The organism is Baekduia sp. (assembly GCF_035685985.1).
GTDB lineage: Bacteria > Actinomycetota > Thermoleophilia > Solirubrobacterales > Solirubrobacteraceae > Baekduia.
The window spans coordinates 92211-107735 of sequence record NZ_DASRZV010000036.1; the positions used below are offsets into that span (position 1 = coordinate 92211).

Sequence of the window (15525 nt, forward strand, 5' to 3'; positions counted from 1 at the left end):
GAGGCCGGACGAGGAGGGCACGTGAACCGTCGACACGAGAATCGCACGCGACGGCGGCGGCGCCGCCAACACCGCGGGCGCTGGGCCGTGCTCGGCGTGGCGGTGGCGGGCGTCGTGCTGGCGGCGGTCGCGGCCACCGCGGCGATGCTGGCCGACGCCGACCCGCAGGACGTGCTCGGCTGCAAGCTCGCCAAGACGCCCGTGCGGATCTCCGGCGGCGACACGCTGCTGACCGCCGCCGACGGGTCGCCGCTGGGCTACCTGCCGCGCGGGCAGCACCGCGATCCGGTCGACATGTCCGCGATGTCCCGGTGGCTGCCCAAGGCGACGGTCGCGATCGAGGACCGCCGGTTCTGGTCGCACGGCGCGCTGGACCCGTACGGGATCGCGCGCTCGCTGGTCGCCGACGTCGTGTCGGGCCGCACCGAGCAGGGCGCCTCGACGGTCACCCAGCAGCTCGTGCGCAACCGCTACCTCGGCGGCGAGACGATGAACGCGTCGCGCAAGCTGACCGAGGCGTGCCTGTCGCTGGAGCTGTTCCGCCGCTGGTCGCGGCGGGACATCCTGCAGGCCTACCTCAACACGGTGTACTACGGCCATCACGCGCGCGGCGTCCAGGCCGCGGCGTGGACCTACTTCTCCAAGCCGGCGCGCGCGCTGACGCTCGACCAGGCCGCGCTGCTGGCCGGCCTGCCGCAGGCGCCGTCGCGCGACGACCCGCTCTCGCACCCGGCGGTCGCGCGCGCCCGGCGCGGCGCCGTCCTCAAGGCGCTGCGCGACGCCCACGCGATCAGCACCGCGCGGATGGTCTCCGCGCAGGCGGCGCCGCTGGGCCTGGCGCCGGACCCGTCGCACTTCGCGCGCCGCATCGACCCGGCGTTCTTCGCCGCCGCCCAGACCCAGCTCGCGCACGCCACCGACGGCCGATCCGCCGGATCCACCGTCCGGACGACGCTCAACGAGCGCATGCAGCGGCTCGCGCAGAAGTCCGTCGACCACTGGATCGCCGCGCCGTCGGATCCCGCCGCGGCGATGGTCGTCATGGACCCCAGCTCCGGTCGCGTGCTCGCCGCGGCCACGAGCCCGGGGGCGCAGCACCTGAGCTTCGACCTGGCCACCCAGTCCCGGCGCCAGGCGGGCAGCGCGTTCAAGATGTTCACCCTGGTCACGGCGCTGCAGCAGGGCATCCCGCTGAGCTCGGTCTGGTCCGGCCCGCCGTCGCTGACGATCGACGAGCGCCGCTGCCGCAACGGCACCGGTCCCTGGGTGGTGCACAACTACGCCGACGAGACGAGCGGGACCATGAACCTCGTCAACGGCATCGCGCACTCGGTCAACACGATCTTCGCCCAGGTCGCGGTCAAGGTCGGCCCGGACAACATCGTCCGCACGGCCCAGAAGATGGGCGTCACCTCGCCGCTGCGCCCGGTCTGCTCGATCACGCTGGGGCCCGAGGGCGTCTCGCCGCTGGAGATGACCGACGCGTTCTCGACGCTGGCCTCGGGCGGCATCCACCACGCCCCGACGTTCCTCGCCTCGCCCGCGTCGCGCGGGCACCGCGTGCTGACCAAGTCGATCGCCGCGCGCGCCACCTACGCGCTGAGCGCGGTCATCCACGGCGGCACCGGCACCGCCGCCGACCCCGGGCGTCCCGCCGCGGGCAAGACCGGCACCTCCGAGGACGAGTCCGACGCCTGGTTCTGCGGCTTCGTCCCGCAGCTGGCCGCGTGCGTCTGGGTCGGCTACCCGACGGCCGAGACGCCGATGACCAGCCTCGACGGCTTCGCCCCGGTCGTCGGCGGCAGCGTCCCGGCGCGCATCTGGCACGACTTCATGGTGCCCGCGCTGGCCGGGCGTCCGGTCATCCAGATGCCGCAGACCAAGGCGCAGGGGATGCCGCAGCCCAAGACGCTGACGACGCCGGGGTCCCAGTCACCGCCCCAGGGCCAGACGCAGACGCAGCCCCAGACCCAGACGCCGACCCAAACCCAGCCGACACCCCAGTTCCCGGTCTCGACCGGCCCGTCGAGTGGGTCTACCATCGCCGTGGATGCGCGTCCTGGTGGTCGAGGATGAGGTCAAGCTGGCCGAAGCCATCCGGGCGGCGCTGCGGTCCGAGGGCCAACTGGTCGACGTCGCGCTGACCGGCGAGGACGCGCTGTGGATGGCCTCCTCGACGCCGTACGACGTCGTGTGCCTGGACCTCAACCTGCCGGGGATCGACGGCCTGGAGACCTGCCGGCGCCTGCGCGACGACGGCGTCCGCACGCCGATCATGATCGTCACCGCCCGCGACGCGATCGCGGACCGGATCGCCGGGCTGGACACCGGCGCCGACGACTACCTCGTCAAGCCCTTCCACGTCGGGGAGCTGCGGGCGCGGCTGCGGGCGCTGGCCCGGCGCGGGCCCGCGCACCTCGGGACCGTCCTGCGCGTCGGCGACCTGGAGCTGGACACCGCGACGCGCCGGGTCCGGCGCGGTGAGGTCGACATCCCGCTGTCGGCCAAGGAGGAGCAGGTCCTGGAGGTCTTCATGCGCCGTCCCGGCGAGGTGCTCTCGCGCCTGGACCTGCTGGAGGGCGCGTGGGACGGCGACTACGAGAACCGGTCGAACGTCATCGACGTCTACGTGCGCTACCTGCGCGAGAAGGTCGACCGGCCCTTCGGCCGCGCGAGCATCGAGACCGTGCGCGGCGCCGGCTACCGCATGGTCGACGGCTGACGCCGGGCGCCGGCGCCGGGCGCCGGCCCGAGGGTCACGCGCGCGGCAGCGTGACCGTCACGCGCGCGCCGCCGCCGGGGGCGTTGTCGGCGGCCGCCGTGCCGTGCTGCGCGTCGGCCAGCGCCGCGACGATCGCCAGCCCCAGACCGCTGTGGGAGCCTGAGCGTCCGGCGTCGGCCTGGCTGAAGCGGTCGAAGGCCCGCGGCAGGAAGTCCGCCGGGAAGCCGGGGCCGTGGTCGCGGACGGCGAGCGCGATCGCGTCGGTGCCGTCGGGCCCGCGCGCCGGGGTGGCCTCCAGCTCGATCGGGCCCGCGCCGTGGCGGCGGGCGTTGGCGATCAGGTTGTCCAGGATCTGGGCGGTGCGGTCCGGGTCGGCCAGGACGACGGCGCCGCCGGGCACCGCGACCTCGGAGGCGATCGACCGGTCCTCGCGCGCGAGCGCCGCGGCGTGGCGGCGGGCCGCGGCCTCCAGCAGCTCCCCGACGTCCAGCGGCGCCGCGCGCAGCGGCAGCCGGGCCTGGTCGGCGCGGGCCAGCGCCAGCAGGTCGTCGGTGAGCCGCGTCAGGCGTCGCACCTCCTCCAGCGCGGAGGCGACCGTCCCGCGCAGGGCGGGCGCGTCGGCGGGATCGCCGTCCAGCGCGAGCTCCAGCTCCGCGTGCAGGATCGTCAGCGGCGTGCGCAGCTCGTGGCTGGCGTCGGAGACCAGGCGGCGCTCGCGCTCCAGCGCGGCGTCGACGCGCTCCAGCAGCGCGTTGAGCGTCGTGCCCAGGCGCTGCAGCTCGTCGTCGGTGTCGGGGACCGGAAGCCGCTCGTTGAGGTGGGCGGCGGTGATGTGCTCGGCGCGGTCGCGCATCCGGTCCACCGAGCGCAGCGCGGTGCCGGCGACCAGGTAGCCGGCGTAGGACGCCAACGCCAGCGCGCTGGGGAGGACGAGCACGAGCAGCAGCGCGAGGCGGTGCTGCTGGCGATGCCAGCGGGCCAGCGACTCGCCGACCGCCGCGACCTGGCCGGAGCGGGGGAGGGCGAACGCGCGGACGCGGACGTCGCCCGCGACGCCCGGCGCGGGGCCGGTCGCCCAGAGGCCGCGCAGGCGCGCCCGTCGCACCCGCGCGACCGACAGGATCCGCCCGCCCGCCGCCAGGCGGCTCGAGGCCACGACGTCGCCCCGCGCCGCGTAGACCTGCAGCAGGCGCTCGCCGCTCAGCGCGATCAGCTGCCGCGCATCGGCCGGCGTGCGGTCGAGGTCGCGGATCTCGTGCTCGCGGTGGACGAGGTCCGCGTCGATTGTGGTCTGCAGGCCCGCGCTGTACTGCTGGTAGACGACGAGGCCGACCGCGCCGAGGACGAGCGCGAGGACGCCCGCGAAGGCGAGCGTGAGACGGGACCGGAGGCGACGCGGCCGCGGGCGCACGAGACGATCCCACCAGATCGCGAGCCTTCGCGCCGGGGGTCCGCGTCCGGCGGCGGTCGCTCCTCGCCCGCCACGCCGATCGCGCCGCGCGCGACGCCGGCCAGGCCGACCACGCACGCGACCGCCCCGGCGACCTTCAGCACCGTGCCCGACGCGGCGTCGAGCAGGACGATCCCGCCGCCGGTCGTGACCAGCGCGACGACGACCAGGATCACCGACCGGGTCATGACGGTGGCGGAACGGGAGGCGCCGTCGACGTCGGCGATCCGAACAGCTGCGTCGCCCCCGACGCGATCCGCCACGCGGTGGCGGGCGCCTGGAAGGCGTACACGTCGTCGGGCGTGGTCGGGGTCAGCACGAACGCGACCGGCGCCCGGCCGGGCACGTGGGCGACGACGTCGGCCCGCGGGCCGCGCACGGTCGTGGTCAACGCCAGGGTGTCGATCCCGTTCTCGGACCGCAGGTCGAAGATCCCGGCGGGCGAGGACGTCAGCACCGTGGTGCAGGTCCCCGACGGGCCCTCGAGCGCGGCCACGCGGGCCTGCTCGGCGGGCGTCAGGTACTGGCAGGCATCGTAGGTCTGCCCGTCGACCACGGTGTTGGTCAGGAAGTCGCGCACGGTCAGCGTGGCGGTGTGCGCGTTCAGGTGCTTGGTGTTGGTCGCGCGCGCGTCGTGGATCGGCAGGGCGATGACGGCCGCGGCGACGAGCACGGCCAGGAAGACGCCGGGCGCGGCCAGCGGGTAGATGCGACGGTCGGAGATCTTGGGATCGGCGGAGTCGTCGTGGTCGTCGGGAAGGCTCGGGGTCTCGGAGGACATGGAGCACCACTCCTTGTCGGGATGCGACGACGGTGGCAGCAGGGGATGAGCCGGTCATGAGAGGGCGCGCGGACGCGCCGTGGCCGCCGCTGGATCAGACCGTCCCGTCCCACCGCCCGGGCGCCGCCCGCGGGCCCAGGGCCGGCGGCGCCGGATGGCGGGCGGCTGACGCCGGCCGGCCCAGGGCCACGAGCTCGTCCAGGAACGCCGGCACCTCGTCGAGGCGGTCGGCGTCGGCGAACGCGGCGCCGCAGGCCTCGCCGGCCGCGTCCCGGAGGAACATCAGGCAGGCGCGCTCGACGCGGCTGCCCGCGACGCCGCGCAGCGCCAGGCTCTTTCGGCGGCAGAGCGCCCGTCGGGCGCGCCGGACACGACCGCCGGCGCGCGTGCCGACGAGCTCGGCGGCCCACGTGTAGGGGTCGCGGTCGCCGAGCGCCTCGTCGCCGACCGCGCGCAGCAGCGCGGCGATGACCGGGCTGACCGCGCGCGGGCGGTCGGAGAAGCGCTCGCCCGCCAGCAGCGACGCGAGCTCCAGCACGCAGGCGCCCTGCGCCGGGTCGTCGTGGCGACCCGGCGCGTGGCGGACGGTCTGGTGGGTGGACAGCCGGGGCATGGTCATTGCCCGTGGCGGATGCCCGGCTCGCCGAGGATCCAGCCGATCGCCTCGGTGACCCGCCCGTCGGGCTCGTCGGCCTCGGCCTTGGCCCGCGCCTTGGCCGAGGGCTTGCCCAGCGGCAGGATCGCCCGGCCCGCGGCGCTCTCCATCATCAACGCCGTCGCGACGTAGAAGGCCGCCAGCGCGGAGGCGAACAGCACCCAGCCGGCGATCGTCTCCCAGGTGCCCGAGCCCGTCAGGTAGTGGAGGGCCGCGAACACCGAGCCCGCGGCCAGCAGGCCGAGCACCGACGTGAGCCCGAGGCTCTCGAACGTCGCGGCCAGCGTGCCCGCGAGCGTGATCGCGCCGAGGGCCAGGAACCAGTAGCCGAGCTCCGGGAACTTCCCGGCCGGGATCGCGATCGTCCCGGTGGCATCGAGCAGCCACAGGATCCCGTAGGCGATCCAGAACGAGCCCCACATGCCGTGCATCGCGGTCGCGACGCCGTCGCGGGCGCGGTAGGACCACATGCCGGCCAGCAGCTGGGCGAGGCCGCCGAACACGGCCGCGAACGGGAACAGGTAGAGGCCCGAGGTCGGGGTGCCGTACCAGTGGGCCATGTTGGTGGAGACCATGAACGTCGCGGCCGCGAACGCGAACAGGCCGAGGATCGACGGCGCGGCGATGGGCTGCAGGACCATCCGCGTTCGCTCCTCCACCGAGGGGATCGGACGCTGCTCGGCGCCCGGTCGGGTGAAGCGCTGCTGACCAGTTTGGGTATCCGACATGGTCGAAGACCTCCTGCAAGGGGGATGGTAGGTGAGGTGCCTCCGAGCTGCCCGCAACCCCCGTCTCCGCACGGACGGATGTCGCGCGGATGACCTTCGTCGACGGGGCGCCCGCGCCTTCGGGCAACCTGTCACCACCCATCGTTCGATCCGAAGGAGGTGCTGCCTCATGTCGGGTTCCACCCTGTCGGCCAGCGGCGTCGTCTTGGCCGCCATCGTCTTCGTCGTCCTGTTCGCGATCCTGGGCGTGACGCTCTGGGTGTCGATCGTGGCGGCCGTCGCCGCCCTGCTCCTCTGGGCCGGCATCGGCGGCGCCGGTCGCGTGCACGCCCAGCACGGCCACGGGGCTCCCGGGCACGGCTAGGCCGCTAGGCCGCCTCGGCCGCGGGCTCGCCGACCGGCTGGGCCTGCGGCTGGATGCGGCGCGGGAGGATCAGCAGCGCGAGGACGAACCCGACGGCGAACATCGCGGTCGCGACGTAGAACGCGGTCGTGTAGCCGTGGACCTGCGCCGCCGCGGCCGCCCCGGGCGTGCGCGCGTGGTCGGCGGCGTAGCGCGTGGCCGCGCCGGCGAAGATCGTCGACAGCACCGCGGTACCCACCGCGCCGCCGACCTGCTGGCAGGTGTTGACCATCGCCGAGGCGACGCCCGCCTCGTAGCGGTCGACGCCGAGCGTCGCGGTCGCGAACGACGGCGCGAAGATGCACGGCATCCCGAGGCCGATGATCAGCAGGCCGGGGAGGACGTGGCCGAGGTACGTCGAGGACGGCGTCAGCCGCGCGAAGAACACGAGCATCGCGAAGGCGCCGAGCGCCATGCCGGTCATGATGATGGGCTTGGCCCCGAACCGCGGCAGGACCTTGGTCTGGATCGTGGGCGCCATGACGAAGATCGTGGCCGACAGCGGCAGGAACGCCACGCCGGTCTTCAGCGGCGAGTAGCCGAGGTTCTGCTGCATGAAGTACGTCAGGAACAGGAAGACGGCGAACACGCTCGCGCCCGCGATGGCGATCGACATGTAGGCCCCGCCGCGCGCCCGGTCCCAGACGATGTGCAGCGGCAGCAGCGGGCTCGTGCCGCGCGTCTGGGAGACCACGAAGGCGACCATCAGCGCGACCCCCGCCACGAGCGAGACGATCGTCGCCGGCGACCCCCACGAGTCGGTCTCGGCCTCGGAGAAGCCGAAGACGATCGCGAACAGGCCCGCGCACGCCAGCACGACGCCGGTCCAGTCGATCCGGGGCCGCTGCGGGTGCGTCTCGTTGACGATCAGCCGCAGCGCGAAGAACGCGGCCGGGATCGCGATCAGCAGGTTGACGTACAGGCACCAGCGCCAGGTCAGGACGTCGGTGAGCAGCCCGCCGAGCAGCAGGCCGACCGACGCGCCGGCGGTCGCGACCGCGGCGAAGATCCCGAACGCCTTGGCGCGCTCGGGCGAGCCCGCGAACGTCACGGTCAGCAGCGACAGCGCCGACGGCGCCAGCAGCGCGCCGAACACGCCCTGCAGCGCGCGGGCGATCACGAGCACCTCGAAGGACGGCGCCAGGCCGCCGACGAACGACGCGGCCGAGAAGCCGATCAGGCCGCCGACGAACGTCCACTTGCGTCCGAAGAGGTCGCCGAGCTTGCCGCCGACGAGCAGCAGGCTGCCGAAGGCCAGCGCGTAGGCGGTGACGACCCACTGGCGGCTCTCGGTCGAGAACCCGAGGTCCCGCTGCGCCGACGGCAGCGCGATGTTCACGATCGTCGAGTCCAGGACGACCATCAGCTGGGCGACCCCGAGCAGGGCGAGGACGGCCCAGCGATTGGGCTCGGCATGGGTCCGGGGGAGGGGCATGCGCCCGAGTATAAGCGGAGGCCGCCTCCGCTGAGTGCGGCGGCGCGGACCGGGCGCGCAGACGCCCGGCGGCGGCCGGGGGAGTGCCTTACGCGCTCACGAGATCGTAAAGGCCGAGGGCGATCGCGACGACCCCCGCGACGATGCAAAGCCTGACCCCCGTTCTGAACATCCGTCCCTCGATCGTCGCGTCGAACAGTGCCGGGTCCGTGCCGCGCTTGACGAGATTGTTGTGGATGCGCCTCATCTCCGAGGGCACGAACCAACCTCCGCCGAGCACGAGTATCACGCCACTAACCATGGTCAACATTGCGTCTGACTCCTCAGCCTCATCGTCTACCGCGCCCGACCCAACCCCGACCCAGCCCGAAGCTGAGCACCACCAGCAAGACGGCGATCGTGGCCAACGACAACGCCTGCTTCGCCGTCCCGTTGAGCAAGGCGGCGGCAGCGGCAACCCCGAGCGCCGCGGCCCAGAGGCGCACGCCGTTTCTGAGGTGCCTCATCCCCTGCTCACGTCGCTCGCGATCATTCATGGCAGCAGGCGCGTGCAGGAGCGGAACGGGTTGCCGAGGGCATCGCGTGGACCCACGTCGTCGGCGCCGCGACATGTCGGACCGCCCATCTCCGCAGCTCGGCGTCCGCCTGGGTCGGTGTCATGGACGCCGATCCTCCTCGTGGTCAGCGGGGTACCGCCGCATGGCGGATCCGTATCCGATCAAAGCCCCGTAGGCGCTCGGCATGTGTTCAAGGGGACCATGCTCGACGCCAACGCCGCTGATCAACAGGAGCAGCTCGCCGACCAGCGCGACGCCTCCTCCGACGAACCAACGCTCACTGGCGTTTGCCTCGCAGCGTCGCCAACCCCTGGCGGGCGAGGTCGAGCCGCTCGGAGACCCAGGCGCTCTCATCCTCCGAGAACGCCTCCAGGACGCCGGTGTAGGCCTCGACCGCCTCGTCGACCTGCCCGGCGGCGTCCAGCCAGCGACCGTGCGACCACATCAGGTTGGCCAGCGCGTCGCGCGTCGTGCGATCGTCGACGGCACCCAGGCGACCGATGGCATCGGCGCAGACCTCGGCGGCGAGAGCCGCGTGTCCGGTCCTGCCGAGCACGGTCGCCTTGCCGGACAGCGCGTGGGCCACGGTCACGCGAAGCGAGCGCTCTCCCCGATCTCCATACGTCGCGACCAAGCCGTCGTACACATCATGCGCGGCCGTGACCTGACCGCTCTCCCACGCCAGCGCCGCGATCCCGAGTCGCGCGTCCGCCAAGAACTCGTCGTAGGGCGTGGAGGAGGCGTCGGCGAAGTCGTTCACGAGCGAGATGAAGGCCATCATCGCGTCCTCGGTCCGTCCCAGCTCCCGCAGGACGACCGCCGCGTTGTAGCGCGCCGCGACGACCAGGCCGACCAGCTCCGTCCCGTCGTGGCCGCCGACGCGGTCGACGACCTCGCGATAGGCGGTCAGCGCTGCTTCGCGTCGTCCTCGCTCCATGAGCGCGACGCCACGGTCATACGACGAGCGGGCGGCCCGCAGGGTCTGCTCGTCGCTCATGGGCCGCCATCCTAAGCGAGAAGCTGTTGTGCGGGCGGCTGTGTCGGTAGCAACTCTCACCGGTGCTGCCAGTCTCCTCATCGTCATCACCGTCGTCGCCGCTCGGGGGCTTGGGGCCACCCGCCTGCGAGCGGGTTCGATGACCGGCCGGCGGTGCGGCCGTCGCCGAGCGCGCCAAGGGTTGGCCGGTCGTGGAACCGGCCGGCGGTGTCGAAGCCTGATCCTGGGATCGTCGATCCCACACATCGCCTATCGGGTCCGTGACCGTGACTCATTCGGCAGTCTCGCCAAGACGTCGGGCAGCGACTGCGTACTGGCCCAGCGCCCGACGCCGATCGCCAGACCATCAGCAGGCCACCCGTTACGCGGCGGATCCCCCGCCGCCCGGACGAGCGTCGGCGTCAGGGACCGCCGCGGCGGCGACGCGCCGTGACCAGGTCCGCGACGGCGCCACCGACGAACATGCCCACGACGAGGACGAGCAGCCGCGGGGCCTCGGACCAGACCACCAAGCGGATCGCCACGCAGGCCACTGCCGTCACCGAGAAGCAGACGAGCGCCCATCCGACGTCCGAGCGCTCGGGCCGGCCGAAGTAGCCGGCCGGCCACAATCGACGCCCGCTCATAGCCCGGGTGTCTCCAGGACGTTCGAGACGCATCCGGCTGCTAGCGCGCCCCGCGTGCCGCCGGGTTTGATGGCGATCGTTCCTGCGTTGTTCTTCCACTTGATGAAGTGCATTCGGGTGATGTCGCCGACCAGGCCTCCGATGGAGCCCTGCCAGCACTTCTTCACGACGTCGTTCTTGTTCTTGCCGAACATCTGCTTACGCATCTTCGGCGGCAACCACCCTCAAGCCGCACGGATGTCGGCTGTGCCAGCTCACCGTCATGCGCATCGGGCGCGCTACTCCACGAAAGCAATTCTACTCCTGGACCATGACGGTGGACGCCGCGCTCAAGAGCCTCCGCGGGCGACGCGCTGGCGAACCTGATGTGATCTCACGGCCGCGTCCTCGACGGCGTTGCGACGCTTTCGCGCGGTGGGCCTCCCATCCAGCTCGGTCTTTCCTCGCGTGGTAGTTGCACGTGTTCGGCGATCTGGAGTAGATCGTGTCCGTGAGCATGATTCATTCGGCAGTCTCGCCAAGGCGTCGGGCAGCGACTGCGTACTCGCCCAGCGCACCCGCCTCCAACTCGATCGTCCCACGCACCGACCACCCGTCGGGAACGGTGGCGTCGTGCAATTCCACCGTCATCTGGACGTGCCCGAGCCCGTCATGCGTGCAGCTCGGTGCCAACACGCCCTCATACGATTTCCATCGCTTGACTCCGGACCACCCTCGCCAGCTTTCAGCCAGCTCTTTGAAGAACAGCCAGAGAGCAGGCTCGGGATTGTCCGGATCCAACCAGACCGCGCATGCAGCTTTCAACTTGGGCAATTCAAGCCGCACGTATGTCGGCTGTGCCGGCTCACCGTCATACGCATCGGGCGCGCTGATCGTGAGCGTTGCTCCATCTCTTCCCAGAACGATGCTCATTAGAGGCTGTTCTCTCCTTCGGAGGACAGCCCGGGACCACTCTGAGCGCCCTTTTTGAACACCTTCGCAACCAGATTGGTCGTCTTCAGCCGATGCGGGCAGCTCGTCCTCACCGACAAGCATGCTCTAGCGATCGGGCGGAGGGTACCGCCGCATAGCGGCTACGTAGCCAAGCAAGGCGCCCACAGCGGCCGGCATGGGTTGGAGGGGGGCCGTCTCCGACCCCGATGCCGCTGATAAGCAGCAAGAGTTCGCCGACGAGGGCGACGCTTCCCCCAACGAGCATGCCGAACAGAACGCGTTTTCTCATGGCTTGTAACAGACCTTGGAGTTGGGCCGGGCGCGCATGCACGGGAGCTTCGACGGCTTGGGCTTCGGCGGAGTGGGCGAGTTGTGGTCGTTGGCGATCGCCTCCACCGCCTGGTCGCATCCTGCCGTAACACCGCCGAAGAGGCCGCCGGCCGCGATGACTGCTCCTGGCCCGGCTTCCGACGCCAACATGCCTGCGCCTGCGCTCGTCGCCCCGCCGACGATCCCGCAGCCGAGGTGGGCGATCACGCTGCCGATTCCGTAGCGCAGGTACCGAGACTGACTGCCTTCGCGACCGGCTCCTCCTTGATTCGCCACGAGGCGTAGCCGTACACGCACAGAACGATCAGCACCTCCGTATAGCAGACAGCGGCTGCTCCTCGTCCGCCGCTGGCTGGCGCTCACGCACACACGCATTCACGATGTTCATCGCGAGCGCCACGACGAGAAGCACTGTGGTGACCCAGCGATGATCGTGAGTGAACCCGAAGCTGGCAAGGGCTACAACCGAGAGGAGCAACGTAGCAATGTGTAACGCTCTATTCGTTCGCTTCTCACAATTTGGTACTTACTCACAAGTTCCCGAGAGGGTGCAGCTAAGGCGTCGCGGGCCGAGTCGCCCCAGCTGTTGTCTCTTGTCAAAGACAACGTCTTCTTGACCAGCCGCTTCGCGACCAGACTGACTGCCTTCGCGCTGACGTTTGCTCTGCAGATCGCGTTGAGCCCCTCCTGAAGGGTGGCCTTGCCGACCGGGCGCTCCTTCAGCCATCTGGCCGCAAGCGGCGCTGCGCGATCGAGATCACCGCCGACTGCGCCACCACCCGACGATCAGGCCGAGAGCCACCATGGCGGCGATGCCTACCATCACCCAGACGAGGCTCCTGGTGTGGCATGTACTCATGGCACAGTCGTTCACGGCGGGTGGCGGAACTAGCCGAGCGACCATCGCGCGATCACATCATGGGGAATGGCCGCGACGAGCTTTGTCGGGCCATTTCGGCCGTAGGAACGCACCGACCCATGCAACCGGCGCAAGAACGGTGAGCCCTGCAAGACCAAACCCCCATCTCCCGCGTCGAAAGCAGCGGACGACCAGGTAGATATGGATGATCCAGATGACGGCAAGCGTCGCAATTGCTGTTGCGCTCATTTGATGCGACGTGCTCCGCGAAAGCAGTTGTACCCCTGGACCAGGACGGTGGACGCCGCGCTCACCAGCAAGCCGATGCTACCGGTTGGCCTGGTGGTCTCATGGGCATCGGGCGCCCCTGACGATTTCCTTCAAGCACCCCTTGAGCCATAGGTCCTTCGGTCTATGGCTCGATGTCGTCAATGTCATCGGAAGGCCAACGCTCGTTGTAGCCCAGGCTCTCGCGAAGCTTTCGCGCCGATGACTGTAGAGCGACGCGCGCGCCGCCGAGGCTGGTCGCCGAATGCGCCGCCTCCTCCGGGGTCCCGTCGCGGCACGCCGCATGGAACTGTTGCAACGCTTCGAGGTAGCCCTGAAAGCTCTGGCGCACTTGGGCGTGGACATCATGAGCAGCCGAAGGTGGTCGTAGCCGCGCGAGCTTGGCGAGCAGCTTTTCGGTCGCGCGCTCTGCTCGCTGGGTTGCGGTGCGGTATTCCGTGCGACGTTCCTCTCGAGCCTGCTTCAGCGCTTGGCAGAACTGTCGTTCGTCCGCCTGTGCGGCCGTGGCGCACAACTCATCAACCGTCGCGCTGAGGGCTCGAACAGCCGCGACCGATTGTCGCACCCTGTCGGGAGGGGCAATCGATCTGTCACCCAGCGTCCGCTCGGCATCCGAGAGCATGGCCAAGAGCCGCTCGTGTTCGGCTCTGTAACTCTGCGGCGCCGGCAGACGCTCGATGCGGCTGTGGTAGCGAGATTCGCGCGCGCTGAAGCTGCTGTTAGCCCAGTCCGCTTCGGTGGCCCAAGCCTCCCAGGCGTACATCACGCGCCGCACGTACGCGTCGCGGGTTCGCGGCCCGACCCAGAACCCGCCCAGCCACAGCAGCACCGCCGACACGGCGCCGCCCAAGGCGGCCGGCACCCAGAGGTTCTCCAGGAGGCAGAATGCTGCTACGCCGGCTGCGACCATCCCGGTCCACCACGCAAAGACGCGGTGCGACGCGTTCGCAAGGAATGCTCGCCGTAGGGCCGTCGGGGTCGAGCGCCGCTCACTGCTCATGTGCCGTCATCGTAGATCGGCGGTACAGGGCAGGCCACGAGACCTAGGCGCCTGGTAACTGCTAGGTCGCATTACCAGGCCTCAGAGTTCGACGTAGCCCGCATACACCGGATCTGTTTGGTCGACCCCGTCCCTACCAGAGTCACGTCTCCGCGCACACCGTCCTCATCCCCTGAAGCGGCGAACATCAGCACCTATGGTCCTTTGCGTGCGCTCCGACACCTCAGAAGGGCCGCGATAACGGCCGCTGCAGCGCCGATGGCCACAAAGACGAATCCACCGGCAACCATGGTCGACCAGTCGTCGCCTGTCACTCCCCCAAGCTGGGGGTGCGTGGCGTAATACGTTGCGCTCGCGCCGAGGACCCAGAGCACGCCGAGCCGGAATATCCAGATGAGCCTGTCACGCATCACTGAGAAGTTTAGTGTGGGATGGGCTTGACACGCTGATACGCCGAGTAGAAGACGCAAGCCTCCGGCACACCGGGAACGACCCAGAAGACTTTCTTCGCGACACTTCGCAACAATCGAGGTCGCTTTCCAGCCGACGTTACGCCGCAGGCACTAGACAACGCTTGCTTGAGGGTTAGCGTGCCCACGCTCTTGCAGAATTCTCCTGCGTGGCCCTTGTGGTTCTCTTTGTAGTGCAAGTTGCCGGTTTCGTAACTCTTGGCGTCGAAGAAGTACAGGGTGACGTACTTCACGAGGCAGGTTCCCGCTAGGTCGAGCTGATTGCCGGATCCTGACAAACATAGTCATAGCTGTTGCATGATCCGCCGAATACCGGGTCGACCTGCAGGAAGCGGCCGATCTGGGGTTGGTAGAGGCGGGCGCCCATCTCGACGGTGTCGGTGGTCAGCGTGGTGTTGCGTTGCTTGGTGCCGAGGTAGCCGAGTCCCGAGGTTCGCCCCCGGCCTTGGCGACGCGCCTTCCGGCCTGTGCTGAGCAGCCCTTTGGTACGTCCGGGACCAGTCTGAGCGCCTTTTTGAACACCTTCGCAACCAGATTGGTCGTCTTCAGCCAGCAGTTGCGCGCCAGCTCGTCCTCACCGACAAGCATGCTCTAGCGATCGGGCGGAGGGTACCGCCGCATGGCGGCTACGTAGCCAAGCAAGGCGCCCACAGCGGCCGGCATGGGTTGGAGGGGGCCGTCTCCGACCCCGATGCCGCTGATAAGCAGCAAGAGTTCGCCGACGAGGGCGACGCTTCCCCCAACGAGCATGCCGAACAGAACGCGTTTTCTCATGGCTTGTAACAGGCCTTGGAGGTGGGCCGGACGCGTGCACGGGAGCTTCGACTGCTTGGGCTTCGGCGGGTTGGGCGACTTGTGGTGGTTGGCGATCGCGTCCACCGCCTGGTCGCATCCTGCCGTAATACCGCCGAAGAGGCCGCCGGCCGCGATGACTGCTCCTGGCCCGGTTTCCGCCGCTGCCACGCCTGCGGCTGTGCCTACCGCCCCGCCGACGAGCCCGCAGCCGACGTTGGCGATCACGCTGCCGATTCCGTAGCGCAGGTACCGAAAGTTACTCGCAATGTTACCTGAAAGGTCTGTACCGTCAACCGGGTCGGCGTTGGCGTAGTCATAGGTGTTGAGTGACCCGCCGTAGATCGGATCGGGCTGGAGGAACCGTCCGATCTGGGGCTGGTAGAGGCGGGCGCCCATCTCGATGGTGCCGGTGGTCAGCGTGGTGTTGCGTTGTTTGGTGCCGAGGTAGCCGAGCCCGAGGTTCGCGGCGGCGGCCGTGGTCGGACTCCCGAAGACG

The 15525-nt window shown here is 70.2% G+C and carries 17 protein-coding genes; 3 read left to right on the top strand and 14 right to left on the bottom strand.

The annotated features are described in order from the left end of the window. The first annotated feature begins 21 nt into the window (after window positions 1-21). Together VFG42_RS24710 and VFG42_RS24715 are read left to right on the top strand one after the other, a co-directional pair. On the top strand, window positions 22-2076 hold the full coding sequence (locus VFG42_RS24710) for a transglycosylase domain-containing protein (protein ID WP_324911510.1): 2055 nt from the start codon (window positions 22-24) through the stop codon (window positions 2074-2076). After that, on the top strand, window positions 2051-2722 hold the full coding sequence (locus VFG42_RS24715; protein WP_324911511.1) for a response regulator transcription factor: 672 nt from the start codon (window positions 2051-2053) through the stop codon (window positions 2720-2722). Before VFG42_RS24710 ends, VFG42_RS24715 begins: the two co-directional genes overlap by 26 nt. Window positions 2723-2756: 34 nt before the next feature. Here the strand turns inward: VFG42_RS24715 and VFG42_RS24720 are convergent, their stop codons facing one another. The 4 genes from VFG42_RS24720 to VFG42_RS24735 form a co-directional block, all read right to left on the bottom strand. Next, window positions 2757-4133, bottom strand: a complete 1377-nt coding sequence (locus tag VFG42_RS24720; RefSeq protein ID WP_324911512.1) for a HAMP domain-containing sensor histidine kinase — start codon at window positions 4131-4133, stop codon at window positions 2757-2759. A 223-nt stretch (window positions 4134-4356) separates the two neighbouring features. Then, window positions 4357-4953, bottom strand: coding sequence for a hypothetical protein (locus VFG42_RS24725; RefSeq protein ID WP_324911513.1), 597 nt, complete (start codon window positions 4951-4953; stop codon window positions 4357-4359). A 94-nt stretch (window positions 4954-5047) separates the two neighbouring features. Further along, on the bottom strand, window positions 5048-5566 hold the full coding sequence (locus VFG42_RS24730; RefSeq protein WP_324911514.1) for a hypothetical protein: 519 nt from the start codon (window positions 5564-5566) through the stop codon (window positions 5048-5050). Window positions 5567-5568: 2 nt separating this feature from the next. Next, on the bottom strand, window positions 5569-6249 hold the full coding sequence (locus VFG42_RS24735) for an acetate uptake transporter family protein (protein WP_324911515.1): 681 nt from the start codon (window positions 6247-6249) through the stop codon (window positions 5569-5571). A gap of 256 nt (window positions 6250-6505) precedes the next feature. Here VFG42_RS24735 and VFG42_RS24740 point away from each other — a divergent pair, with 256 nt between their 5' ends. Further along, complete coding sequence (locus tag VFG42_RS24740; protein WP_324911516.1) at window positions 6506-6700, top strand: hypothetical protein; 195 nt, start codon at window positions 6506-6508, stop codon at window positions 6698-6700. A gap of 4 nt (window positions 6701-6704) precedes the next feature. Here VFG42_RS24740 and VFG42_RS24745 read toward each other — a convergent pair whose 3' ends face one another. The 10 genes from VFG42_RS24745 to VFG42_RS24785 all read right to left on the bottom strand — a co-directional run. Further along, window positions 6705-8174, bottom strand: a complete 1470-nt coding sequence (locus VFG42_RS24745; RefSeq protein ID WP_324911517.1) for an MFS transporter — start codon at window positions 8172-8174, stop codon at window positions 6705-6707. Window positions 8175-8262: 88 nt separating this feature from the next. Further along, window positions 8263-8463 carry a hypothetical protein gene (locus VFG42_RS24750; protein ID WP_324911518.1) on the bottom strand — a complete coding sequence of 67 codons (201 nt, stop codon included), beginning with the start codon at window positions 8461-8463 and terminating at the stop codon, window positions 8263-8265. Window positions 8464-9008: 545 nt separating this feature from the next. Then, the gene (locus VFG42_RS24755; RefSeq protein WP_324911519.1) at window positions 9009-9728 is read right to left on the bottom strand and encodes a tetratricopeptide repeat protein; all 720 of its coding nucleotides are present in this window, start codon (window positions 9726-9728) and stop codon (window positions 9009-9011) included. Window positions 9729-10129: 401 nt separating this feature from the next. Then, a complete protein-coding gene (locus VFG42_RS24760; RefSeq protein ID WP_324911520.1) occupies window positions 10130-10354 on the bottom strand; it encodes a hypothetical protein in 225 nt (74 codons plus the stop codon). Further along, entirely contained in the window at window positions 10351-10548 is a 198-nt protein-coding gene (locus VFG42_RS24765) for a hypothetical protein (protein WP_324911521.1), read from the bottom strand. Before VFG42_RS24765 ends, VFG42_RS24760 begins: the two co-directional genes overlap by 4 nt. A 307-nt stretch (window positions 10549-10855) precedes the next feature. Further along, window positions 10856-11266, bottom strand: a complete 411-nt coding sequence (locus tag VFG42_RS24770) for a DUF6228 family protein (RefSeq protein WP_324911522.1) — start codon at window positions 11264-11266, stop codon at window positions 10856-10858. Window positions 11267-11572: 306 nt separating this feature from the next. Next, on the bottom strand, window positions 11573-11824 hold the full coding sequence (locus VFG42_RS24775) for a hypothetical protein (protein WP_324911523.1): 252 nt from the start codon (window positions 11822-11824) through the stop codon (window positions 11573-11575). 1064 nt (window positions 11825-12888) lie between these two features. Then, complete coding sequence (locus tag VFG42_RS24780; protein WP_324911524.1) at window positions 12889-13764, bottom strand: hypothetical protein; 876 nt, start codon at window positions 13762-13764, stop codon at window positions 12889-12891. 717 nt (window positions 13765-14481) lie between these two features. Further along, entirely contained in the window at window positions 14482-14790 is a 309-nt protein-coding gene (locus VFG42_RS27585) for an RHS repeat-associated core domain-containing protein (protein ID WP_414642473.1), read from the bottom strand. A gap of 35 nt (window positions 14791-14825) precedes the next feature. Continuing rightward, window positions 14826-15525: RHS repeat-associated core domain-containing protein (locus tag VFG42_RS24785; RefSeq protein WP_324911525.1), on the bottom strand; the 700-nt coding region annotated here is incomplete at its 5' end.